Annotated in this window: 23 protein-coding genes; 12 read left to right on the top strand and 11 right to left on the bottom strand. The window is 66.6% G+C overall.

What is annotated here, in order from left to right:
• Nucleotides 1–59: 59 nt before the first annotated feature.
• From AUP43_RS13850 to AUP43_RS13835, 4 genes are read right to left on the bottom strand one after another with little or no spacing between them, the layout of a single operon-like run.
• Entirely contained in the window at nt 60–1589 is a 1530-nt protein-coding gene (locus AUP43_RS13850; protein ID WP_067558209.1) for a class I adenylate-forming enzyme family protein, read from the bottom strand.
• 10 nt (nt 1590–1599) lie between these two features.
• Nucleotides 1600–2610, bottom strand: coding sequence for a zinc-binding dehydrogenase (locus AUP43_RS13845; protein ID WP_067558206.1), 1011 nt, complete (start codon nt 2608–2610; stop codon nt 1600–1602).
• Nucleotides 2611–2661: 51 nt separating this feature from the next.
• Nucleotides 2662–3135 carry an L-2-amino-thiazoline-4-carboxylic acid hydrolase gene (locus tag AUP43_RS13840; RefSeq protein WP_067558204.1) on the bottom strand — a complete coding sequence of 158 codons (474 nt, stop codon included), beginning with the start codon at nt 3133–3135 and terminating at the stop codon, nt 2662–2664.
• 4 nt (nt 3136–3139) lie between these two features.
• Nucleotides 3140–3964 carry a maleate cis-trans isomerase family protein gene (locus AUP43_RS13835; protein ID WP_157089357.1) on the bottom strand — a complete coding sequence of 275 codons (825 nt, stop codon included), beginning with the start codon at nt 3962–3964 and terminating at the stop codon, nt 3140–3142.
• Between the two features lie 134 nt (nt 3965–4098).
• On the opposite strand from AUP43_RS13835, the gene dctP reads away from it, so the two are divergent.
• From dctP to AUP43_RS13820, 3 genes are all read left to right on the top strand, one after another.
• Nucleotides 4099–5190 (top strand): TRAP transporter substrate-binding protein DctP, encoded by a 1092-nt coding sequence (dctP, locus tag AUP43_RS13830; RefSeq protein ID WP_084462808.1) that lies wholly within the window; start codon nt 4099–4101, stop codon nt 5188–5190.
• A 103-nt stretch (nt 5191–5293) separates the two neighbouring features.
• Nucleotides 5294–5782, top strand: a complete 489-nt coding sequence (locus AUP43_RS13825; protein ID WP_067558201.1) for a TRAP transporter small permease subunit — start codon at nt 5294–5296, stop codon at nt 5780–5782.
• A 12-nt stretch (nt 5783–5794) separates the two neighbouring features.
• Nucleotides 5795–7114 carry a TRAP transporter large permease gene (locus AUP43_RS13820; RefSeq protein ID WP_067558199.1) on the top strand — a complete coding sequence of 440 codons (1320 nt, stop codon included), beginning with the start codon at nt 5795–5797 and terminating at the stop codon, nt 7112–7114.
• Nucleotides 7115–7133: 19 nt separating this feature from the next.
• Here AUP43_RS13820 and AUP43_RS13815 read toward each other — a convergent pair whose 3' ends face one another.
• Complete coding sequence (locus tag AUP43_RS13815) at nt 7134–7859, bottom strand: GntR family transcriptional regulator (protein ID WP_067558196.1); 726 nt, start codon at nt 7857–7859, stop codon at nt 7134–7136.
• A gap of 129 nt (nt 7860–7988) precedes the next feature.
• Here AUP43_RS13815 and AUP43_RS13810 point away from each other — a divergent pair, with 129 nt between their 5' ends.
• The 3 genes from AUP43_RS13810 to AUP43_RS13800 are packed head-to-tail and all read left to right on the top strand — an operon-like array spanning nt 7989 to nt 10021.
• Nucleotides 7989–8339, top strand: coding sequence for a RidA family protein (locus tag AUP43_RS13810; RefSeq protein WP_067558193.1), 351 nt, complete (start codon nt 7989–7991; stop codon nt 8337–8339).
• Nucleotides 8340–8366: 27 nt separating this feature from the next.
• On the top strand, nt 8367–9617 hold the full coding sequence (locus AUP43_RS13805) for a D-amino acid dehydrogenase (protein WP_067558190.1): 1251 nt from the start codon (nt 8367–8369) through the stop codon (nt 9615–9617).
• A 2-nt stretch (nt 9618–9619) separates the two neighbouring features.
• Nucleotides 9620–10021 (top strand): PaaI family thioesterase, encoded by a 402-nt coding sequence (locus tag AUP43_RS13800; RefSeq protein ID WP_067558187.1) that lies wholly within the window; start codon nt 9620–9622, stop codon nt 10019–10021.
• Here the strand turns inward: AUP43_RS13800 and AUP43_RS13795 are convergent.
• Nucleotides 10006–10911 (bottom strand): DMT family transporter, encoded by a 906-nt coding sequence (locus AUP43_RS13795; RefSeq protein WP_084462806.1) that lies wholly within the window; start codon nt 10909–10911, stop codon nt 10006–10008. The two genes, AUP43_RS13800 and AUP43_RS13795, sit on opposite strands and share 16 nt — an antisense overlap.
• A 52-nt stretch (nt 10912–10963) precedes the next feature.
• Nucleotides 10964–12067 (bottom strand): M14 family metallopeptidase, encoded by a 1104-nt coding sequence (locus AUP43_RS13790; RefSeq protein ID WP_067558181.1) that lies wholly within the window; start codon nt 12065–12067, stop codon nt 10964–10966.
• Nucleotides 12068–12247: 180 nt separating this feature from the next.
• Here AUP43_RS13790 and AUP43_RS13785 point away from each other — a divergent pair, with 180 nt between their 5' ends.
• From AUP43_RS13785 to AUP43_RS13775, 3 genes are all read left to right on the top strand, one after another.
• Nucleotides 12248–13510: an MFS transporter gene (locus AUP43_RS13785; protein ID WP_232315161.1), complete on the top strand. Its 1263-nt coding sequence runs from the start codon at nt 12248–12250 to the stop codon at nt 13508–13510.
• The gene (gene phnN, locus AUP43_RS13780; RefSeq protein WP_067558178.1) at nt 13503–14063 is read left to right on the top strand and encodes a phosphonate metabolism protein/1,5-bisphosphokinase (PRPP-forming) PhnN; all 561 of its coding nucleotides are present in this window, start codon (nt 13503–13505) and stop codon (nt 14061–14063) included. The genes AUP43_RS13785 and phnN overlap by 8 nt, the downstream gene beginning before the upstream one ends.
• Before the next feature lie 77 nt (nt 14064–14140).
• Nucleotides 14141–15214, top strand: a complete 1074-nt coding sequence (locus tag AUP43_RS13775) for a tartrate dehydrogenase (RefSeq protein WP_067558175.1) — start codon at nt 14141–14143, stop codon at nt 15212–15214.
• Between the two features lie 3 nt (nt 15215–15217).
• Here AUP43_RS13775 and AUP43_RS13770 read toward each other — a convergent pair whose 3' ends face one another.
• Complete coding sequence (locus AUP43_RS13770; protein WP_067558173.1) at nt 15218–15829, bottom strand: TetR/AcrR family transcriptional regulator; 612 nt, start codon at nt 15827–15829, stop codon at nt 15218–15220.
• A 211-nt stretch (nt 15830–16040) separates the two neighbouring features.
• On the opposite strand from AUP43_RS13770, the gene AUP43_RS13765 reads away from it, so the two are divergent.
• From AUP43_RS13765 to AUP43_RS13755, 3 genes are read left to right on the top strand one after another with little or no spacing between them, the layout of a single operon-like run.
• Nucleotides 16041–16499 (top strand): (2Fe-2S)-binding protein, encoded by a 459-nt coding sequence (locus AUP43_RS13765; RefSeq protein WP_067558170.1) that lies wholly within the window; start codon nt 16041–16043, stop codon nt 16497–16499.
• A 3-nt stretch (nt 16500–16502) separates the two neighbouring features.
• Nucleotides 16503–18662: a xanthine dehydrogenase family protein molybdopterin-binding subunit gene (locus AUP43_RS13760; protein ID WP_067558167.1), complete on the top strand. Its 2160-nt coding sequence runs from the start codon at nt 16503–16505 to the stop codon at nt 18660–18662.
• Nucleotides 18662–19321, top strand: a complete 660-nt coding sequence (locus AUP43_RS13755) for an Isoquinoline 1-oxidoreductase subunit (protein WP_157089356.1) — start codon at nt 18662–18664, stop codon at nt 19319–19321. Before AUP43_RS13760 ends, AUP43_RS13755 begins: the two co-directional genes overlap by 1 nt.
• Nucleotides 19322–19344: 23 nt before the next feature.
• Here AUP43_RS13755 and AUP43_RS13750 read toward each other — a convergent pair whose 3' ends face one another.
• The 3 genes from AUP43_RS13750 to AUP43_RS13740 form a co-directional block, all read right to left on the bottom strand.
• Nucleotides 19345–20322, bottom strand: a complete 978-nt coding sequence (locus AUP43_RS13750) for a cation transporter (RefSeq protein WP_067558164.1) — start codon at nt 20320–20322, stop codon at nt 19345–19347.
• A complete protein-coding gene (locus tag AUP43_RS13745) occupies nt 20319–20807 on the bottom strand; it encodes a transporter substrate-binding domain-containing protein (protein WP_067558162.1) in 489 nt (162 codons plus the stop codon). The genes AUP43_RS13750 and AUP43_RS13745 overlap by 4 nt, the downstream gene beginning before the upstream one ends.
• Nucleotides 20808–20898: 91 nt before the next feature.
• On the bottom strand, nt 20899–21402 hold the full coding sequence (locus tag AUP43_RS13740) for a hypothetical protein (RefSeq protein ID WP_067558159.1): 504 nt from the start codon (nt 21400–21402) through the stop codon (nt 20899–20901).
• Nucleotides 21403–21478: the final 76 nt, after the last annotated feature.

Here is a 21478-nt window from a genome sequence, read left to right as displayed (position 1 = left end):
CCCTCGTCCTGAGGAGCCCCAAAGGGGCGTCTCGAAGGACATGGCCTCCAGGCGATGCCTTACGCCTCCTCCGTCGCCCCCGCCAGTTCGGCGGCGCGGCGGGTGAGGCCGGTGCGGTCGATCTTGTTGGTGCCGGCCAGCGGGATGGCGGATAGGAAGAACACATGGCGCGGATGCTGGTAGGCGGGGCCGCGCTCGATGGTCCATTGTTTCGCCTCGGCCTCGGTGAGGCTGGCCCCCTCGCGCAGGGTGACAAAGGCGACCGGCAGGCGCTGCTTCACCCGGTCCGGGATCGGCACCACCACGGCCTGGCTGATCTTCGGATGGGTTTCCAGCAGGCGTTCGACCTCGGCCGGCCAGATATTCTCGCCGCCGCAGACGAACATGTCGTCCGCCCGGCCGACGAAATGGTGGAAGCCGTGCTCGTCGCGCCGCACCACGTCGCCGCTATGGTACCAGCCATCGCGCAGCGCCGCGGCGGTCTTGTCCGGCATGTTGCGGTAGCCCTGCATGGTGGCCGGGTTGCGCATCTGCAAAATGCCCTCGCCCTCGCCCTCGACGATGCCGCCATCCGGCGTCACCAGCCTGGTCTCGCCTTCCGGGATCGGATAGCCCAGCGCCGCGTCGGGCGCGGGGATGCCGTCCGGATGCGGGCCATAGACGGCGGCCCCGGCCTCGGTCGTGCCGTAGCCATTGGTGATGCGGGCATTGGGAAACAGCGCCCGCACCCGGTCGACCAGCGCCTTGGAGTAGGGGGATGAGCCCATGAACAGCCGCGTTACCCCGGCGAATTCGGCCGGCGGCGGCGCGTCGCCCAGGTAATTGGCGACCATCGCCATCATGGTCGGCACGCAGGTCAGCCACGTCGCCTTATGGGCAATGATGGCCTTCACATAGCTCTCCGCCGTGAAGACCGGCTGGAGCACTAGCTGAGCGCGGTTCAGGAAGGCGAATTTCAGGTTGAACAGCGCGTTCATATGATACATCGGCGCCGCGACGATCAGCCGATGCTGGCTGTTATCCTCCTTCGTCACCACCGAGACCATCCAGTGCTGGCCGCGATGGCTGAGCGGCACGCCCTTGGGCCGGCCGGTGGAGCCGGAGGTGTAGAGAATCTGCGCCGGCTCGTGAAAATCCGGCTCGATAATCTCGACCGGGCCGGGATCCGGCAGGGCATCCCATTCCGGGCTGTCGAACAGGATCACCGGCACGGAGGCGGGGGCCAGGGCGGCGCGGTCCCGGTCGACGAAGACCAGCTTCGCCTCGGCATCCTCGACGATGATCGCCACCGTCTCGGCCGCCAGCTTCCAATTGACCGGCACGACGACGATGCCGACCCGCATCGCGCCGAAATACAGCGCCACGAACTCCGCCCGGTTGGCGGCCAGCACGGCGATGGAATCGCCGCGCTTCAGGCCCCGCTTCAGCAGGCCGCGGGCCAGCGCCGAGGCCAGCGAATCCAGCTCCCCCGCGCTCCAGGCGCGGGGGGACGCATTCGGGAAATCGGCGGCGGCGTAATCCCAGAGCGCAATGCGCTCCGGATCGGGCCCGGGGGAGAGCAGGGCGCCGACATTGGGTGTCTTGGTCATGGCAACCGCCTTAGGGAACGAACACCACCTTGCCGAACACCTTGCGGTCGATCAGCGCCTGCAGCCCTTCCTTGAAGCCGGCTTCGCTCAACGGCAGCACGCGGTCGATCACCGGCACCAGCTTGTCGTCGCGCACCATCTCCATCAGCGCGGTCTGGTCTTCCGCGGTCCAGGCGTTGGAGCCGACGATGGACAGCTCGTAGGACCAGATATAGCGGATGTCTTCCTTCGGATCGTAGCCGGTGGTCGCCCCGCAGACCAGCATGCGGCCGAAGCGGGTCATCACCTTCAGGCTCTTGGCCCAGGTGTCGCCGCCGATATAGTTCACCACCACGTCGACGCCGCCGCCGCCCCAGATTTTCGGCTTGCCGTAGCGGGCGTGGATCGCGGCGACGAAATCCTCCTTCGAGGTGTCGATGGTGTCGTCCGCGCCGATCTCGCGCAGCTTCTCGCATTTATCGGCGGAGCTGGCGCAGGCGATGACATGAGCGCCCATCATCTTGGCGATCTGCACCGCGCCGGTGCCGACGCCGCCGGTCGCCCCCAGCACCAGCACCTTCTCGCCTGCCTTTACCTGGCCGCGGGCGATCATCATGCGGCGCGCGGTGCCGTAGGCGATGGGCAGGGCGGCCGCCTGCTCATAGGTCACGCCCTCGGGGATCGGCAGCAGGAACTTGGCGTCGACCGCGATATATTCGCAGGCCCCGCCGCGCAGCGTTTCGCCCATCTGGCCGATGCCGGGCTGAAACGGCACCACCTGCACCCGGTCGCCCTTCTTGAACTGGCTGGTCGGAACGCCGGAGCCGATCTCCACCACCTCGCCGACGATGTCGCCGCCGGGGATCATCGGCATGGGGGTCTTCAGCCCGGGAATGCCGCGCAAAATCATCGGGTCGAACCCGTTCAAGGCCACGGCCTTCACTTTCAGCAGGCACTGATCGGGCCCGGCGACCGGGGTCTCGAACTCGCCGTAGCTGATCTGGTCCAACTCGCCATGCGCGGCGTAGAGAATCGCCTTCACCGTTAAAACTCCTATGCTGTACGGGTGTAATTATTGTTTTGTTTTAAGGGCCTATTCGGCCTTCTTGTAAGTGTATCGGAAGTCGCAATGGCTGGCGCCCTGCATGATGGTCTGCGTGCGCTCGAACTGGATGTTCGAGTCGTACCCCTCGCAGAAAGTGCCGTCGCGCTGACAGGACAGCAGATGGCCGATCTCGCCCAGCCCCATATCCTTGTACATCTCGGCATAGCGGCAGCGCTTCACGTTGAAGTCGAAATGCACGTCGTCCTGCCGCGTCACCTCGATCTGCAGCGCGTCGTCGGCCTTCCACAGCTCATAGAGCTGGATGAAGCTGGCCATGCTGGTGCCCTCCGGCTCCATCGCCGCGAAGCTCTCGGCCTGGGCGATGGAGGAGCGGCGCACCGCCTCGCCGATGACCGCCTGGGCCTCGGCCATGCCGACACGCTCCTTCGCGACATCGTAGACCTGCTTCAGGATTTCCGCCTCGATCCGCCGGCGCTGGATGATCGGCATGCTGTTCGACATGGCCTTACGCCTTCAACTGCGTGCGGAACAGCCGGCCAAAGCCGGGAATCTCATCCTCGATGCCGGCCAGCCGCAGCATGTGCCAGGCCAGCGCATGGTTGGAGGAGGTGACCGGCTTGCCGATCAGCGCCTCCGCCTCCTCGGCGATCTTGGCGACGCGCAGCGAGGTGCAGGAGACAAACACGCCATCGCATTCCGGCCGCGAACCGATCTCCACGATGGCGTCGCGGATGGCGTCCGGCGTGATACGGGCGACGACATCGTCATCCGCCTCGTTGAAGCTGCCCATGACCGGGATATCGAGGCCGCGCGCCACAAGCGAGTCCCGTAGCCGCTCGTTGATCTCCTTCACATAGGGCGTCAGCAGGGCGACGCGCTTCACCCCCATCGAGGAAATCGCGGCGCGGGCGGCGGTCACCGGGTCGGTCACCTTCACGCCCGGCTTCACGCTGTGGATCAGCGCCGCCACCTTGTCCTCGCCGATCACCAGCGCGCCGGAGGTGCAGGCGAAGGCAATGGCCTTGAAGTCGGTCATGAAGGGCAGCAGCTTGGCGGCGGGGGGAATTTCCGCCTGCATCTGCAACAGCTTCTCCGGCGTGATGATGACGTCGTTATGCAGCCGGGCGGCGTAAAGCGCCACGCCGTCGCGCGGCCAGATGGCGCGGAACTCGTCCTCGATGGTCTGGTCGGTCTCCAGCACCAGCAGGCCGACCGCTGCGCGCGAGCCGATGCCGCCATCGGTCTGGAACGGCAGATGCTCCAGATTGATCAAATCAGCGCCCGATCCTTGGACATTTGCCGCATCGCTATGCAGGGTCGCATCATTCATCGAACTTTGCCTCTTTTCAGTGCGATTTGTGTTTGACGCACAACTGTATCCAGTTGACGATACAGTTGAGGTGGTGCTCACACAAGGTCGAATGACCGAGGAAAACTGCCACCGTACAGAGGAGAGCAGTCACGATGACAAGCCGTAGAAAATTCCTGCAGAATATGGGTGCGGGCGCTGCCACCGCGGGCGTCGCGGGCGCTGGGCTGATCGCCGCGCCGTCGGCCGCCAAGGCGCAGCAGAGCGTGAAATTCCGGTTGACGCAGTTCGCCGGCGATACCTCGATGTTCTATACGCTGACGACGGTTCCGTTCGTCGAGCGGGTGAAGAAGATGACCGGCGGCCGGGTCGATTTCCAGGCCTTCCCGGGTGGCGTTCTGGCCCCGCCGCTGGAAGCCTACAAGGCGGTCGAGGACGGCATCGCCGATGCCGGCCATCTGACCCCGCTCTACATTGTGAACAAGGATCCGGTGAACAGTTTCTACGGCGGTCATCCGGGCGGCATGCCGCCAGAGATGATGCTGCACTGGCTGTATAATGGCGGCGGCCAGGAGCTGCTGACGCAGCATCGCCGCGAGACCATGAAGATGCATTCGATCACGCTCAGCATCGGGCCGGCGGAAATCTGGCATTCGCATGTGCCGGTTCGCACGGCGGCCGACCTGAAGGGCCTGAAGTTCCGTGCTTCCGGCGCCTGGGCGCAGATTCTGAACGAATATTTCGGCGCCTCGGCCACCACGGTCGCCGGCGGCGAGGTCTACACCATGCTGGAGCGTAAGGGCGTGGACGTGGTCGAATGGTCCGGCCCGGCCGAGAACATCAAGACCGGCCTGCAGAATGCGGCCCCCTACATCGTGCTGCCCGGGCCGCACACCAACGCCTTCAGCTTCGAGTTGCTGATGCCGATCGCCAAGTGGGACGCCATCCCCGACGATCTGAAAATCCAGATCGAGGCGGCGGCGAAGCTGTCCACCTTCGAGACGCTGTTTGCCTGGACCGTGGAAGACATGAAGGCGATGGAAGTGATCCGCACCGGCAAGGCCGAGCTGATCCAGCCCGACCCCTCGCTGGTCAGCGACATCCGCGAGGCGGGTCGCGCCTGGGCCATGAAGCGGGCCGAGGAGCAGACGGCCAAGGGCAATCCGTGGATGAAGCGGATCAGCGATTCCTACTATGGCTTCTACGACAATTGGTTGAAGAACGCTTCCTATCGCGCGGTCGATTGACGAGGAACCTGGGCGGCGGCCGCAAAAGGCCGCCGCCGTCAGGCGTGCTGGAGGACGCGCCCGGTCCCTCTCGTCACACACCGCCAACTCGATCGGTCCTGTCATGACATATATCATCGGGCGTATTTCCGGCGTTTTCGGCGCCGTGGCCGCGCTTGCCTCCTTCGGCCTTATCCTGGTTACGCTGTTCGAAGTCATCTCGCGCTACGTTTTCCATGCTCCGACCATCTGGGCCTTCGATGTCAGCTATATGCTGAACGGGGCGATTTTCGTGCTGGCGATGGCGCTGACGCTGCGCATGAACCAGCATGTGGCGGTCGATATCGTCTCCAAGGCGATGCCGGAGAAAGTGTTTCGCGCGATTGAAATCGCGGTCTATCTGCTGCTCATCCTGCCGGCCATCTCGCTGGTCGCCTATGCCGGCTGGTCGGAGTTCTGGAAATCCTGGCTCAGCGGCGAGGTCGAGACGGTCAGCCCCTGGCGTCCGTATATCTGGCCGTTCCGCCTGATGCTGGCCATCGGCCTGTCGGCGCTCTGGCTGCAGGTCCTGGCGCGGGTCTTCGCGCCGGCCGACCGCACTTCTCCGATGTAAAGGGCCGGTATCATGTCAACGCTTCCTCTTGCGGTCTGGATGTTTCCGGCCGCGCTGACGCTCATCTTTGTCGGCATGCCGGTCTCGCTCAGCCTCATCGTTGTGGCGATCGGCTTTTCCATTCCGTTTTTCGGCATCGACCTGGCGGGCTTGCAGCTTTACCGCTTCATCGGGTCGGTCGCGAACAACTACTCGCTGGCCGCCGTGCCGCTGTTCATCTTCATGGGCGCGGTGCTGGAGAATTCCGGCATCGGCAAGCGCGTCTTCGAGGCGATGAAGCTGTGGCTCGGCCGGTTGCCCGGCGGGCTGGCGCTGGCGACCATGGCGATGTGCGCCCTGTTCGCCGCCGGCACCGGCATCGTCGGCGCGGTCGAGGTGATGGTCGGGCTGCTGGCGATTCCCGCCATGGTCGCCAACAAGTACGACAAGGGGCTGATTTCCGGCACGATCTGCGCCGGCGGCTCACTCGGCACCATGATCCCGCCGTCGATCGTCGTCATCATCTACGCCTCGGTGGCGCAGCTTCCGGTCGGCGACCTGCTGGCCGGCACCTTGCTGCCGGCGCTGCTGATGGTGGTGCTGTTCTTCGGCTATATCCTGATCTACTGCACGCTGAAACCGAGCGCTGCGCCGAAGGTCGATCCGTCGGAATTCGACATGCCGCTGTCGGTGAAGCTGAAAATCTCGGTGCGCGCGATCATCCCGCCGCTGATCCTGGTGGTCTCGGTCGTCGGCTCGATCCTGATGGGCATCGCCGCGGTGACGGAGGCGGCGGCCGTGGGCGCGGCCGGCGCGGTGATCCTCACCATCGTCTATCGCGACTTCAACTGGAAGAGCACCTGGGAAGCGGCCATCAAGACCATCGTCATCACCTCGATGATCCTGTTGATCGTGGTGGGCGGCACCATGTTCACCAGCGTCTTCCGCCTGCAGGGCGGCGGCCAGTTGGTGAATGAGGTGGTGCGGGCGCTGGGCCTGGGGCCGACGGGGCTGCTGCTGCTGTTCCTGGCCATCGTGTTCGTGATGGGCGCGCTGCTCGACTGGGTATCGGTGGTGCTGATCTGCATCCCGCTGTTCATGCCGTTCCTGGCGCCGTCGGGGATCGATCCGCTCTGGTTCGGCATCCTGGTCATTATCATGATCCAGACCAGCTATCTGACACCGCCAATGGCGCCGTCGATCTTCTATCTGCGCGGGATCGCCCCGCCGGACTTCCGCACGGTCGAGATGTACAAGGGCATCGTGCCCTTCGTGATCTGCCAGGTGGTGACCGGCATGGCGGTCTATCTATGGCCGGCGATGGCGCTCTGGCTGCCCAGCGTGATGCGTTAGCCGGGCGGGGGGGGGTGGGTCAGGCCATCGGACCCATGAAGATGCGCGCCAGCACTTCCTTGGTGACGATGATCGCGTGGGCGGAGCTGAGGCTGACATGCTGCTGCAATATGTCGGCCCCCGCCCGGTCGCGCCGCCGCAGATGGTCGATCACCCGGTGATGCTCGCCGAAGGTTTCGTTCCGCCGCATCGTGGTTTCCATATCGGTGCGGCGGAAGAACCGGATGCGGGCGTTCAGCCGTTCCAGCGCATCGACCATCTGTTCGTTCTTCGACAGCCGGGCGATGGCGAGGTGAAACGCCTCGTCATATTCGGAGAGGTCCTGCTCGATGCCGGCCGCCTCTCGCGCCATGGCCCGTTCCCAGATCTGCGCGGCTTCCTCGATCTCGGCATCGCTGGCGCGCTCGCAGGCCAGGCGGAAGGTGGAATGCTCGATGGCGGCGCGCAGCTCATACAGGTCGCGCACTGTCTCGGGCGAGATTTCGCGGGCGAAGAAACCCTTGTTCGGCATGAAGGTCATGAAGCCGTCGCGCACCAGCCGGTTCAACGCCTCGCGCACCGGGGTGCGGCTGACATGCAGCCGTTCAGCCAACTCGACCTCGTTCACCTTCTGGCCGGGGCGGAAGCGATACTCGACGGCCAGCGCCTTGATCTCGCTATAGACCCGGTCGACGCTGTCGGCGGCGCGGCTGATCCGCTTCGCCTTCGGCGGGTTTTCTTCCCTTATGAGCGTCCCGTTTCGCATTGCGTGCGTTTCTCCGATGGCGGGAATGCCTCTATAGATAGGGCGACACGAGAACTCAACAATCCGATGGTGGATACACTTGTGTCGACATAGTAAGGTAGCATCTTTCCCGTACCTTTAGGAGAAGACATGTCTATTAAGCGCATTGACGTCGGCCCCCGCATGAGCCAGGCGGTCGTCCACGGCAATACGGTCTATCTCGCCGGCCAGGTGGCGATCGACGCCCCCGGCAAGAGCGCTGCCGAGCAGACCAAGAACATTCTGGACCGCATCGACGGTCTGTTGGCCCAGGCCGGTTCCGACAAGACCAAGCTGCTGTCGGCGACCATCTGGCTCGCCGATATGGGCGATTTCGCCGAGATGAACACGATCTGGGACGCCTGGGTGTCGCAGGGCAACACGCCGGCGCGCGCTTGCGTCGAATCGAAGCTGGCGGCGCCGCAATTCACCGTCGAGATCGGCGTGGTCGCGGCGATCTAAAGCCTTAGGTTGGGGGAGGGGAGATCTATGCGCGTTGCGGTGCTGGGGGCGGGCGTCATCGGTGTGACGACCGCCTATGAATTGATGAAGGACGGCCATCAGGTCACGGTTATCGACCGATTGCCCGAAGCCGCCTCGGAAACCAGCTTCGCCAATGCCGGTCTGTTCTCCCCCGGCCACGCCTACACCTGGGCGTCGCCGAAGGCACCCAGGATTCTGCTGAAATCGCTGTTCCAGGAAGGCCAGGCGCTGCGCTTCAAGCCCAGCCTTGACCCGAATCTGTGGCTCTGGTCGCTGAAATTCCTGCAGAACTGCACGGCCGAGAAAACCCGCATCAACACTAAGCGCAAGGTGCGGCTGTGCATGTATTCCCAAGAGCAGTTACATCGTATCGCCTCCGAAACGGGCGTTGAATATCACGGTCTTACCGGTGGTCTGCTCTATCTCTACCGCAGCCCGGCCAGTTTCGCGCGCGGCAGCGCCAATACCCGGATTCTCAGCGAGGAAGGGCTGGAGCTGCGCGCCATCACGCCGGACGAGGCGGCCAGGATCGACCCGGCGCTGGAGCCGGTGAAGGAGAAATTCGCCGGCGCCGTCTATTGCCCGTCGGACGAGAGCGGCGATGCGCGGGTCTTCACCCGCAATTTGGCCGCCTATCTGGAAAGCAGGGGCGTGGCCTTCCGCTACGGCACCGAGATCACCGGTTTCGAGACGGCGGGCGACAGCGTGACGGCGGTGCAGACCAATGGCGGCGGCCGCATCGAGGCCGATGCCTTTATCTTTGCACTCGGCGTCTATGGCCCGCGCCTGTCCAGGCAGCTCGGCGTGCGGCTGCCGATCTACCCGATCAAGGGCTATTCTGTCACCATGCCGATCGGCGGGGCGAACAATCCGCCGACCGTGGGCGGGGTGGACGAGGATAATCTGGTCGCCTATGCCCGCTTCGGCGACCGGATGCGCGTCACCGCCACGGCGGAATTCGCCGGCTATGACAAGTCGCACAGTCCGGCCGACTTCACCCACATGCTCGCCGCCGTGAAGGATATCTATCCGAACGGCGCGGATTATACGCAGCCCTCCTACTGGGCCGGCTTGCGCCCGATGACGCCGGAAGGCACGCCGATCTTCGGCACCGGGCGCTATCGCAACATGCATTTCAATACCGGCCACGGCCATATCGGCTGGACCATGGCGCCGGGCTCGGCCCGTATCGCCGCCGATCTGCTGGCCGGCAAGACGCCCGCCCTCGACCTCGCCGGCATGAAGCTGGAAGCCTGATCATGAACGAAGCCGACATCCAGGCGATCTTCGACGGATCGCCCTTCATCTCCTTCCTGGGCCTGAAGGTGGTCTCGCTCGACACCGCCACGCAGGAGCTGACGGTCCGCGCCCCGATGCGCCCGGAATTGCAGCGCGATCCCACCGGCGGCCAATGGCATGGCGGTCCCATCGCCGCGGTGATCGACACGGTGGGCGATTTCGCCCTGGCCTATCTGGTCGGCAAGCCGCTGCCGACGGTGAATTTCCGCGTCGATTACCTGCGCCCGGCCATCGATACCGACCTGATCGCCGTCGCCAAGGTGCGGCGCAACGGCAAGAGCGTCGGCATCGCCGATGTCGATGTGTTCAACGAGGGCGGCGTGCTGCTGGCCATCGGCCGGGCGACCTATTCGACCTTGTGAGCGGCGGTCCGCCGCTCGCGGATCGAGATATAGATGCCGCTGCCGGCGATAACCGCGATGCCGACCCAGGTGACCGCGTCGGGGAATTCGCCGAACCACATCAGCCCGACGATGGTGGCCATGACGATCTCGGCATAGCCGAACGGGGCGATCAGCGACGCCTCGCCATGGTCCAGGCTGCGGATCACCATGAAATGGCAGGTCGCCGCCAGCAGGCCGACGCTGGCCATCATCGCCCACTGCGTCGGCGTCGGCGGCACCCATACGAAGGGCATGCCGGCGCTGGTGACCACGCCCCCGACCACTGCGGCGTAGGTCAGCCCGACCAGCGGCGGCGTGCTGCCGGACAGCTTGCGGGTGGCGAGGATATAGCCGGCATGCACCACGCCCGCGCCCAGGCCGGCCAGCGACGCCCAATGCCACTCGCCGAAGCCCGGCCGCAGCACGATCAGCGCGCCGAGAAAGCCGACAATCACCGCCATCCAGCGCCGCAGCCCGACCTTCTCCTTCAGCACCCAGGGCGACAGCGCGGTCACCACCAGCGGGTTGATGAAGGCCAGCGCCAGCGTATCGGCGATCGGCATGTAGGTGATGCCGAGGAAGAACAGCGAGGTCGAGCCCAGCATGAACAGGCTGCGCAGCGCCTGCAAACCGGGCCGCTGCGGCCGCAGCGTGCGCCGGCCATAGATCCACAGCACCACCGGCGACAGCAGTAGCAGATGAAAGAAATACCGCGCCCAGACGATCTGCAGCACCGGCAGGCTCTGGCTCAACAGCTTCGCCACGCCGTCCATCACCGGCAGCAGCACGCAGGCCCCCAGCATCAGCAGGATGCCGCGCAACGGATTGGCGGGGTGGTGGGTCATGGATGGGACGGAAGGGAGCGTCATCCCCTCATCCAGCCTCGCCACATCGCGCAAAGCCGGGTGAGGGGAGGTCGGCTCAACTGCCGGCCAGACCTTCCTGGGCCTGGCGCAGGATCTGGCGGCTGCGGTACAGCACCATTTCCTTCCAATCGTCCGTGTCGGGGAAATATTGCCGGCGGATCTGCGCCTTGATGCGCTTGGTTTCCGGGTCGCTCCAATCGACATTGGTGTAGGCGTGCAGCCAATGATCCTCGCGCAGGGCGCGGCGGCCTTCCTCCGGCGTGTAGGTGCCGTATTCCAGGGCCACGAAGGTGACCTTCTCGCCCAGCATGAATTCCCAGCCGAACTCGCTGAGGCCGGCCTTGGCGGTGGAGGAGGAGGTGCCGAGCAGCGGTTCCGTCACCGACTGGCCGAACCAGGCTTTGGCGCGGTTCACCGCCACGCCGTCGATCGGGTGGTTGCAGATCGGCTCGCCATAGCCGAACGGGCCGAGGCCGGTGTGATAATCGATGACGCAGACCAGATCGGCATTCTTCACGCCGAAATCCTGGACGATCTTCTCCGCCGTCTGGCGCGACCAGGTCGGGCCGAAGCCGCCGAAGAAGAAGCCGGTCGGGTGCTTGTACTGGCCGCCGCCGCGCGCCTCGGAGAATTTCCAGAAGCCGTGCTTCTCCTTGTAGGCGGCGATCTTCGCCTCGGCCGCCTCGAAGGCCGGGCCGGTCAGCTCGGCCGGCAGCAGCGCGTCGGCCAGCTCGTCATAGCCGGGATTCTCCGGCAGCGGCTTGGAGAAATCGACATGGTTGCGGTTCAAATCCACGCCTTCCTCGGTCACCCGGCGCAGCCAGGCGAAGCCATGCGGGTTGATGGCGTGGATATGCAGCACGGCCACGCCCTCGGGCAGGGTCAGCGGCCCGCCGCCGGCCAGCCAGTCGATCTGCCCGCCGGAGCCGGTGAAGCCCTCCACGCCATGCGTGCCGGCCAGCGTGACCAGTACCTTCTTCGCGTCCTTCGGGCCGAACCAGGCGGCGTCCGTGGTCAATTCCTCGCCCAGCGGGCCGCGATTGGGGTTCGCATAGGCTTTCGGCTCGACGCCATAAGCACGGCAATGATGGCGGAACTTCTCGCGCGCTTCCGCGTAATCGGCGGAGAAGCAATGGCGCACGGCGGTCAGGATATCCATGGCGGGCGTTTCCGTTGGCTTTGGTTTCGTTGCCGCTACCGTGCGCGAAGCCGGCCCGGCAGGCAAGCCATCGCCATGCGATTGAGCGATGCGCGCGGCGCAGGGCATCGGCCCGGCCCTCCCGCTTGACCCCTCGGTTACCTGCGGTACTTATGACACGCAAGAAGGGTGGGGGAGCGCGTGAGCACAATACAGCCGGGCTTCGAACGGCCGAGCGTCCGGGCCTATGCCGCCTGGATGCTGGGCTCGGCGTTCTTCTGCTACGCCTTTATCCTGCGCGTCTCGCCCAGCGTGATGGTCGGCGAGCTGATGCGCGATTTCGCCGTCAGCGGGGCCATCCTGGGCCATCTGTCGGCGTTTTATTTCTACGCCTATGCCAGCCTGCAGATGCCGGTCGGCATCCTGCTCGACCGGATCGGCCCGCGCCGACTGATGACCGGGGCCATCGCCCTGGTCGCCCTGGGCAGCCTGGTGTTCGGCCTGGCCCCGACGGTGGAGGTGGCCTATGCCGGGCGGCTGCTGATCGGCGCGGGCTGCGCCTTCTCCTGGGTCGGCGCGTTGACGCTGGCGACGCAATGGCTGCCGCCGCAGCGTTTCGCGCTGCTGGGCGGCATCTCGCAATTCGCCGGCATGGCGGGGGCGATATTGGGCCAGGCCCCGCTGGCGGCCGTGGTCGGCGTCATCGGCTGGCGCGACGCGATGGTCGGCATCGGCATTGCCGGCTTCGCGCTGGCCGCCGCCCTGTGGCTGGTGGCGCGCGACAAGCCCTATGCCGGCAGCGGCCAGAATTCGATCATGGGCGGGCTGAGGCGGGTGCTGACCAACCGGCAGAGCTGGTACGCCTCGATCTTCGGCTTCTTCATGACCGCGCCGATGCTGGCCTTTGCCGGGTTGTGGGCGGTGCCCTATCTGACCGCCGTTTACGGCATCGACCGGGCTGCCTCGGCGGCGGCGCTGTCCTCCAGCTTTTTCGGCTGGGGCGTGGGGGCGGTGCTGATGGGCTGGCTGTCGGACCGGATCGGCCGGCGCAAGCCGATGCTGCTGGCCGGCTCCCTGCTGGCGACGGCAAGCCTGTCGGCGGTGATCTATCTGCCCGGCCTGCCCTTGTGGCTGATCGGCGTGCTGCTGTTTCTCAATGGGCTGGGTGCCGCCAGCATGGTGCTGACCTTCGTGCTCGGGCGCGAGCTGAACGCCCCGCGCTCCAGCGGTGCGGCCTATGGGCTGGTGAACACCGCGGTGGTCGGTAGCGGCGCGGTGTTCCAGCCGCTGATCGGCTATCTGCTCGACCTGAACTGGAGCGGCTTGATGGAGGCCGGGGCCAGGATCTACACGCCGGACGCGTTCCGCATCGCCTTCCTGGGCTTGATCATCGGCTATCTGGTCGCCATCCTCGCAGCGTTGATGGTGCGCGAGACCTATTGCCGGCAGGTGGTGGATGAATAAGGGCGCGCTGGCGCTGGTGGTCGGCCCCTCGGGCGCCGGCAAGGACAGCCTGCTGGACGGCGCGCGGGCGGCGCTGGCCGGCGACGAGCGTTTCGTCTTCGCCCGGCGGGAGATCACCCGCCCGGCCGATGCCGGCGGGGAGGCGCACACCGCCATCGACCGGCCAACCTTCGAGGCGCGGCAGGCCGCCGGCGCTTACGCCCTGTCCTGGGACGCGCACGGCCTGGGTTACGGTATTCCCGGCGCGGTGGAAGGCGACCTGGCCGCCGGCCGCGTGGTCGTCGCCAACGTGTCGCGCGGCGTGCTGGATGCGGCGCGCGCCGCCTATCCCCGAATCGCCATTATCAGCATCACCGTGTCGGAGGCCGTGCTCGCCGCCCGCCTGCGGGCCCGCGGCCGCGAGACGGAAGCGGACATCGCCCGCCGGCTGGAGCGCGCCCGCGCCTTCGCGGTCACCGGCGGCGATGTCATCGATATCCGCAATGACGGCGCACTGGAAACGGCGGTGGCCGCGTTCGTGGCGGCGCTGCGGGGGCTCTCGGCGGCGCAATGAAATCCTTGGCGACAGCCGCCCGGCTGTTCTATGACGAAGGCCGCCCGTTCAATCCTTTTTTCTGAGGAATCCGCCCCATGCGTGAATATTCCATCGCCGCCATTCCTGCCGACGGTATCGGCCCGGAGGTGATCGCCGCCGGCGTTCAGGTGCTGGAGGCGCTGGAAAAGCGTATGGGCGACGTGAAGTTCACTGTGAAGAATTTTGACTGGGGCTCTGATTATTATAAGAAAAATGGAATCATGATGCCGGCGGACGGGCTGGCGCAGCTAAAGCCGTTCGACGCCATCTATTTCGGCGCGGTCGGCGCGCCGGACGTGCCGGACCATATCACCCTATGGGGCTTGCGCCTGCCGATCTGCCAGGGATTCGACCAGTACGCCAATGTGCGCCCGACCAAGATTCTGCCCGGCATCACCCCGCCGCTGCGCAATTGCAAGGAAGGTGATCTGGACTGGGTGATCGTGCGCGAGAATTCCGAGGGCGAGTATTCCGGCCATGGCGGCCGCGCCCATAAGGGGCTGCCGGAGGAAGTCGGCACCGAGGTCGCCATCTTCACCCGCGTCGGCGTAACCCGCATCATGCGCTATGCCTTCAAGCTGGCGCAGGCGCGGCCGCGCAAGCTGCTGACCGTGGTCACCAAGTCGAACGCGCAGCGCCATGGCATGGTGATGTGGGACGAGATCGCCGCCGAGGTGGCGCAGGAATTCCCCGACGTGACCTGGGACAAGATGCTGGTCGACGCCATGACCGTGCGCATGACGCTGAAGCCGCAGAGCCTGGACACCATCGTCGCCACCAACCTGCATGCCGACATCCTGTCCGATCTGGCCGGCGCGCTGGCCGGCAGCCTGGGCGTGGCCCCGACCGGCAATATTGATCCGGAGCGCCGTTTCCCCTCGATGTTCGAGCCGATCCACGGCTCCGCCTTCGACATTACCGGCAAGGGCATCGCCAACCCGGTCGCCAGCTTCTGGACGGCGGCGCAGATGCTGGATCATCTGGGCGAGGCGGATGCCTCGGCGCGGCTGATGCGGGCGGTGGAGAAGGTCTGCGCGGCGGGCATTCTGACGCCGGACGTCGGCGGCACGGCGAACACGAAGCAGGTGACCGACGCCGTGATCGACGCCATCCACAGCTCGAATATCTGACGCTTAGACCTTAAGCGCGGCGGCGGCGAGGGCGGCGATGTCGGCCAGCCGCTGCCGATATTCCTCCAGCGTCGGCGGGGTGCCGCTCTTGGCGCCCGTGGCGGCCTGCATCAGGGTCTGACACAGGCGTTGCGGGTCGGTCTCGACGCGCGCCAGGGAAATCTCGCCCGTGGCGTCGGAATCCTGAAGAAGGTTGCAGAAGGCATTGATGTAGAAGGCTTCCGTCTCGGTGGCCTCGGCCAATGCCACCTGCGTCTTCACCATGTGCAGCTCGCCCCAATGCTCGGCGTCGCCGAACAGTTCCAGCCAGGTGCCGAAATAGGCGTTCAGCATCGCCTCCAGCCGCGCGCGGAACGGCGCGTCGCTGGCCTGGGCCGCCGCGCAGCGCTGCTGCATCACGGCGCGGGTGCGGGCCAGGACGGTGCGGAACACATCCTCCTTGCCCTTGAAATGCAGATACAGCGTCGCCTTCGCCACGCCGGCCTCGCGGGCGATATCGTCCATTGAGGTGCGCTTGTAGCCATAGCGGGCGAACAGCCGCCGGGCCGCATCGGCCACCTGATCCAGCCGGCTTTGCGTGGCTGGATCGTGATTGTCATTTTTCTGGCGCATCATGGCGATTGACAGCGGACGGGGTTGTGTGAACTATACTGTTTAGGTCAATTCAGTCTAATTGGTACAATTTTAGACGTCGCTTACGAAACCGGCAAGACACTCATACAGGAGTGCCGGCTATGCGCAAACCGGGTTATGGGAACCGGGCGCGGGCCGAGCGGTCAATCAAGAAGGGCGTTCCTCCCTACCCCTAGCTACCTGTGAGGCAGCCATGGCTATTTCCCTCAAGGTCAACGGCGCGGCGCATAGCGTCGATGTTGACGACGATACCCCCTTGCTCTGGGTCCTGCGCGATACGCTGGGCCTGACCGGCACCAAGTTCGGCTGCGGCGTCGCCCAGTGCGGCGCCTGCACCGTGTTCGTGAATGGCGCGGCGCGGCGCTCCTGCGTGCTGCCGGTCGCCGCCGTCGATGGCGAGGTCACCACCATCGAGGCGATCAGCGGCCGCGAGGCGCAGGCCGTGCAGGCCGCCTGGACCGCGCGCGACGTGCCGCAATGCGGCTATTGCCAGTCCGGCCAGGTGATGAGCGCCGTCGCCTTGCTGAAGGAGGTCAAGAAGCCGACCGACCAGGACATCGACCAGGCGATGAACGGCAATATCTGCCGCTGCGCCACCTATGTGCGCATCCGTGCGGCGATCCATGACGCCGCCCGCGCGCTGGAGGGCTGAGCCATGACAGCGATGCGCCTTTCCCGCCGCACCATGCTGAAGGCCAGCGCCGGCCTGGTGATCGCCCTGCAATTGCCGCTGCCCGGCCGCGCCGAGGCCGCCGCCGGCGACGCGCCCGCCGCGCCGATCGCGCCGAACGCCTTCGTGCGCATCGGCGCCGACGACACCGTGACGGTGCTGGTGAAGCATATCGAATTCGGCCAGGGTCCGTTCACCGGCCTCAGCACGCTGGTGGCCGAGGAGCTGGACGCCGACTGGTCGCAGATGCGCGCCGAACATGCGCTGGCCGATGCGGCGCTCTACAAGAATCTCGCATTCGGCGTGCAGGGCACCGGCGGGTCCACCGCCATCGCCAATTCCTACATCCAAATGCGCCAGGCGGGCGCCGCCGCGCGGGCCATGCTGGTGCAGGCGGCGGCCACGCGCTGGAGCGTGCCGGCGGCCGAGATCACCGTCGAGCGCGGCGTGCTGCGTCACGCTTCCGGCCGGCAGGGACGGTTCGGCGAATTCGCGGAAGCCGCCGCCAGGCTGCCGGTGCCGCAGAGCGTGACGCTGAAGGATCCGTCCGCCTTCACGCTGATCGGGCGGGATGACGGCTCGATGCACAAGCTGGACACGCCGGGCAAGACCAACGGCACGGCGCAATTCACCCTCGACATCATGACGCCCGGCATGCTGACGGTGCTGGTCGCCCGGCCGCCGCGCTTCGGCGCGACGCTCACCAGCTTCGACGATGCGGCGGCCCGCGCGGTGAACGGCGTGGTGGAGGTGAAGCAGATTCCCTCCGGCGTCGCGATCTACGCCAACGGCACCTGGCCGGCCCTGAAGGCCCGGGCGGCGCTGGCGGCGGTGTGGGACGAATCCAAGGCCGAGATGCGCAGCACGGCGACGATGATCGAGGAATATCGCGCCCTGGCGAAGACTCCCGGCACCCTCGCCGCGTCGCATGGCGACGCCGCGGCGGCCTTCGCCGGCGGCGGGTGGGTGATCGAGGCGGAATATGTCTTCCCCTATCTCGCCCATGCGCCGATGGAGCCGATGGACGGCTATCTGGAGTGGGACGGCCAGACGGCCCGCGCCCGCTTCGGCAGTCAGTTGCAGACGCTCGACCATGCCACCATCGCCAAGGTGCTGGGCTTGCCGCAGGAGAAGGTGGTCGTGGAGACCCTGCTGGGCGGTGGCAGCTTCGGCCGCCGCGCCCAGGGCGACGCCCAGTTCGCGGCGGAGCTGGCGCAGGCCGCCAAGGCCATCGGCCCGAACCGGCCGGTGAAGCTGGTCTGGACCCGCGAGGACGATCTCGCCGGCGGCTATTACCGCTCGATCTTCGTGCATCGCCTGAAGGGGGTGGTGCAGGACGGCAGGATCACCGGCTGGAGCAACACCATCGTCGGCCAGTCGCTGGCCGTCGGCACGCCGTTCGAATCCGTCATGGTGAAGGATGGCGTGGACGCCACCTCGGTCGAGGGCGCGCGGGAAATTCCCTACGACATCGCCAATTTCCACTGCGATCTGCACACGGTCACCTCGCCGGTGCCGGTGCTGTGGTGGCGCTCGGTCGGGCACTCCCATACCGGCTATGCGGTCGAATGCTTCATCGACGAGCTGCTGGAAGCGACCGGGCAGGACCCGGTCGAGGGCCGGCTGGCGCTGATGGGCAGCCAGCCGCGCCTGGCCGGCGCGCTGCGCGCGGTCGCCCAGGCGGCCAACTGGTCCGGCGGCGCGGTGGCGAACGGCAGGGCGCGCGGCGTCGCGGCGGTGGAGAGCTTCGGCAGCTTCGTCGCCCAGATCGCCGAGGTCTCGGCCGGGCCGGAAGGGCCGAAGGTGCACAAGGTCTGGTGCGCGGTCGATTGCGGGGTCGCGGTCAATCCGGACGTCATCCGCTCGCAGATCGAGGGCGGCATCGGCTATGGCCTGGGCCATGTGCTGTATGCCGAGCTGGATTTGAACGGCGGCGTGCCGGTGCAGACCAATTTCGACAGCTACCGCTCGCTGCGCATCCATGAGATGCCGGAGGTCGAAGTGGTGATCGTGCCGTCGGCGGAACCGCCAACGGGCGTCGGCGAGCCCGGCGTGCCGCCGGTCGGACCGGCAGTGGCGAACGCCATGGCGAAACTGGGCATGGGCCGGCCGAGCCGGCTGCCGATGGTGCGGGGGATGGTCTGATGCGCAAGCTTATCCTGCTGGCCGCCGGGGCCGCCCTCATCGCCGGCGTCGCCGGAGCGACGCTCAGCGGCCAGGGACAAACCAGGGCGCAAACCGGAAGCGCTGCCGCCGCGCTGCAGAATTCCGAGTTGCGGCCGGCCTCCGCCTTCGCCGGCATCGCCGATCCGCGCCAGCGCTCGGTCGCGCTGTTCGAGGAATCCGGCAAGGTGCTGCAGCATCCGCGCTGCGTGAACTGCCATCCGGTCGGCGACCGGCCGCGCCAGGGCGACATGATGCAGCTGCATCAGCCGCTGGTGGTGCGCGGCGCCGACGGTCACGGCGCGCCGGGCATGAAATGCAGCACCTGCCATGGTGCCGCTAATTTCGACCCGCCGGGGATCGGTGCCGGCGTGCCGGGCGATCCGCACTGGCACCTCGCCCCGGCCTCGATGGCCTGGGAGGGCAAGTCGCTGGGCCAAATCTGCCAGCAGATCAAGGATCCGGCCCGCAATGGCGGCAAGGACATGGCGGCGCTGATCAAGCATATGGCCGAGGATTCGCTCGTCGGCTGGGCCTGGAATCCGGGCAAGGGCCGCACGCCCGCGCCGGGCACCCAGGACAGCTTCGCCGAGCTGATCGAGGCCTGGGCGGCGAACGGCGCGCACTGCCCGGCTTCCTGACGCAAGGGGGACCGTCCGGGCGGCTATCCGTCCGGGCGGTCCATCCCGCGCCGCAGCGTTTCGCCATCCACCGGCATGATGGTCAGATCGTGCAGCCGCCAGTTCAGCGCCTTGGCCGCATCCACCAGCCGGACAAGACGCTGTGGCAGGTCGGCCGTAGCGCCAATGGCGATGAACGCCTCGCCAAAGAAGACATGGCCTTCCTCGCGCAGGCGCACCTCGGCCCGCTCGATCCATGTCTCGGACTCCAGCAGCGTCTTGATCTGTTGGGGCAGGGGGTTCATCCGGTCCGGATCGTCGGTGCTTTTCGGCATTTCCGAGATCAGGTCGGTCACGGCGGCGCGGGTGTTGCGCATGCCGTCGCGCAGCACATCGAGCGAGACGATGATCGCCGCCGCGCCGTCGGCCCACCAGTAACCCAGCCCGACGCCGATCACGCCCACCGCCGAGGCCAGCGCGGTCATCCAGTCGGCGCGGTTCATCTCCGCATCGGCATAGAGCACCTTGTCATGAATCTTCGGGGCCAGCTTCAGCTTCGCCCGGCCGAGGAAGAAGGCGGGTACGCTGCTGTAGAGCAGCGCCGCCAGCATCGGCCAGCCGGCCCAGACCGTATGGCCGAACAGATCGAAGCCGCCGATGCTGGTTTTCTCCAGCGCGACCAGCTTTACCGTCGATTCGATCAAGAGGAAGCCGCCCATGGCGAGCAGCGCCAGCGCGGCGGTGAGATAGCCGATGGAAACCGCGCCATGCATGCCGTAGGGAAAATGCGGCGTCGGCCGGCGACGGGCGACCCTGGAGGCGATCAGGAAGGCGATGGCCGGGACGATGCTGACCGTATCCTCCAGCCAGTTCGCCCGCATCGCCTGCGACGCGCCCATCAGCAGATAGGTCAGGCCGGCGGCGCTGGCGATGTAGAGCACCGTCAGCCAGCCCAGCTGGCGCGCCTTGCGGAAGGCTTCCTCCTGCGCTGCGGGAAATTCGACCGGATCGACGGGGATCATCGGCCAACCTTCCCGGCGCGTACCTCCCCGGCGCGCCGGGCTGCCAGCAGCATCCGGTCGAGCGCATAGAGGGTGGCGCTCTCGCCGCCGCGCACCAGCATGACGTGGCGCTTGCCCCCGGCCTCGGCGAAGGGTTGGGTGAGGCCGCCCTGACTGGCCCAGGGCGTCTTGCTGTCCAGCCCGGCGGCGATCAGGTCGATCTCGCCCCGCCTCAGCTTCTCCACCAGCGTCGCCTCGCTGCCCTCGACCCAGGCGATGCGCGTCTCCAGCCCCTCGGCGAAGCGGCGCAGCAGTACCGGCTCGATGCCGGAAACCGTATCGCCCTGCTTTTCCACCCAGGGCGGATGCACGCTATAGCCGATGCGCAGCGCGCCGCCGTCGCGCAGTCGCGTCAGCGTATCGTCCGAATCCTGTGGGATGCAGCCGGCGAGAAAGAACAGGGAGATGAGACAGAGGGCCGGCAGGCGGCCCGCCAGGGAGGTCATGCGATAAGCCCGCGAAAAGCGTTCCTGTGGAGGAAACTATTCGCGGGCTGTCGGGTTCCCCCGCTCGACGGCGTCGGCGCGTCGCTTCGGTTCAGGCCGGCTCGATGGCGGTGCGGGTCACCTTGTCGGTATTCACGCCCTCGATGCGGATCAGCCGCGTCGGGCCTTCGCGCAACGGGGCGTGGACCGCGCCGATATCGTAGAGATGCGCGTCGCCCGGCGTCAGCCGGTAGGTGCGGGTCTTTTCCACCTTGCCCGCCTTGCCGTCCCGCGGCGGGGTGACGTAGCGCCAGTCGGTCATCTCGGTCTCGCCGACCGCCTGGCCGTAGATCGCCCAGGTCGGGCCGTGATCGTGCGGCGCGCCGCCCTTCGGCCCGTCATAGACATGGCGGCAGACGCAGAAGCCCAGATCGGGGTCCTCGAACAGCACCTCGCGCTCCTGGGCGGCCGGCTTTTCGAAGCAGGCGGCGACGAAGCCCTGATCGTGCAGCGCCTTCTCGGTCAGGGCGCGCACCGCCTCGCGGCCCGCCGGCCCCGGATCGGCCCGCAACGCCGCGCGGATATCGCCGGCGAACTGCTCCAATGTGTAGCTCATGGTTTTTTCTTCCTATTCGGTGGCGTACCGGTTCCTGCCCATAACCCCCCTCCCTGACCCTCCCCCGCAAGGGGGG

The organism is Oceanibaculum pacificum (assembly GCF_001618175.1).
Taxonomy (GTDB): domain Bacteria; phylum Pseudomonadota; class Alphaproteobacteria; order Oceanibaculales; family Oceanibaculaceae; genus Oceanibaculum; species Oceanibaculum pacificum.
This window is presented reverse-complemented; position numbering and strand designations above follow the sequence as displayed.

Bases quoted from the DNA above. Each gene is read 5' to 3' on its own strand.
- phnN (WP_067558178.1), top strand. From the start codon at position 13,503: ATGAATAAGGGCGCGCTGGCGCTGGTGGTCGGCCCCTCGGGCGCCGGC.
- AUP43_RS13790 (WP_067558181.1), bottom strand. From the start codon at position 12,067: ATGGATATCCTGACCGCCGTGCGCCATTGCTTCTCCGCCGATTACGCG.
- dctP (WP_084462808.1), top strand. From the start codon at position 4,099: ATGACAAGCCGTAGAAAATTCCTGCAGAATATGGGTGCGGGCGCTGCC.
- AUP43_RS13805 (WP_067558190.1), top strand. From the start codon at position 8,367: ATGCGCGTTGCGGTGCTGGGGGCGGGCGTCATCGGTGTGACGACCGCC.
- AUP43_RS13800 (WP_067558187.1), top strand. From the start codon at position 9,620: ATGAACGAAGCCGACATCCAGGCGATCTTCGACGGATCGCCCTTCATC.
- AUP43_RS13775 (WP_067558175.1), top strand. From the start codon at position 14,141: ATGCGTGAATATTCCATCGCCGCCATTCCTGCCGACGGTATCGGCCCG.
- AUP43_RS13840 (WP_067558204.1), bottom strand. From the start codon at position 3,135: ATGTCGAACAGCATGCCGATCATCCAGCGCCGGCGGATCGAGGCGGAA.
- AUP43_RS13850 (WP_067558209.1), bottom strand. From the start codon at position 1,589: ATGACCAAGACACCCAATGTCGGCGCCCTGCTCTCCCCCGGGCCCGAT.
- AUP43_RS13835 (WP_157089357.1), bottom strand. From the start codon at position 3,964: ATGAATGATGCGACCCTGCATAGCGATGCGGCAAATGTCCAAGGATCG.
- AUP43_RS13820 (WP_067558199.1), top strand. From the start codon at position 5,795: ATGTCAACGCTTCCTCTTGCGGTCTGGATGTTTCCGGCCGCGCTGACG.
- AUP43_RS13745 (WP_067558162.1), bottom strand. From the start codon at position 20,807: ATGACCTCCCTGGCGGGCCGCCTGCCGGCCCTCTGTCTCATCTCCCTG.
- AUP43_RS13755 (WP_157089356.1), top strand. From the start codon at position 18,662: ATGCGCAAGCTTATCCTGCTGGCCGCCGGGGCCGCCCTCATCGCCGGC.
- AUP43_RS13795 (WP_084462806.1), bottom strand. From the start codon at position 10,911: ATGACGCTCCCTTCCGTCCCATCCATGACCCACCACCCCGCCAATCCG.
- AUP43_RS13740 (WP_067558159.1), bottom strand. From the start codon at position 21,402: ATGAGCTACACATTGGAGCAGTTCGCCGGCGATATCCGCGCGGCGTTG.
- AUP43_RS13760 (WP_067558167.1), top strand. From the start codon at position 16,503: ATGACAGCGATGCGCCTTTCCCGCCGCACCATGCTGAAGGCCAGCGCC.
- AUP43_RS13770 (WP_067558173.1), bottom strand. From the start codon at position 15,829: ATGATGCGCCAGAAAAATGACAATCACGATCCAGCCACGCAAAGCCGG.
- AUP43_RS13815 (WP_067558196.1), bottom strand. From the start codon at position 7,859: ATGCGAAACGGGACGCTCATAAGGGAAGAAAACCCGCCGAAGGCGAAG.
- AUP43_RS13765 (WP_067558170.1), top strand. From the start codon at position 16,041: ATGGCTATTTCCCTCAAGGTCAACGGCGCGGCGCATAGCGTCGATGTT.
- AUP43_RS13825 (WP_067558201.1), top strand. From the start codon at position 5,294: ATGACATATATCATCGGGCGTATTTCCGGCGTTTTCGGCGCCGTGGCC.
- AUP43_RS13750 (WP_067558164.1), bottom strand. From the start codon at position 20,322: ATGATCCCCGTCGATCCGGTCGAATTTCCCGCAGCGCAGGAGGAAGCC.
- AUP43_RS13810 (WP_067558193.1), top strand. From the start codon at position 7,989: ATGTCTATTAAGCGCATTGACGTCGGCCCCCGCATGAGCCAGGCGGTC.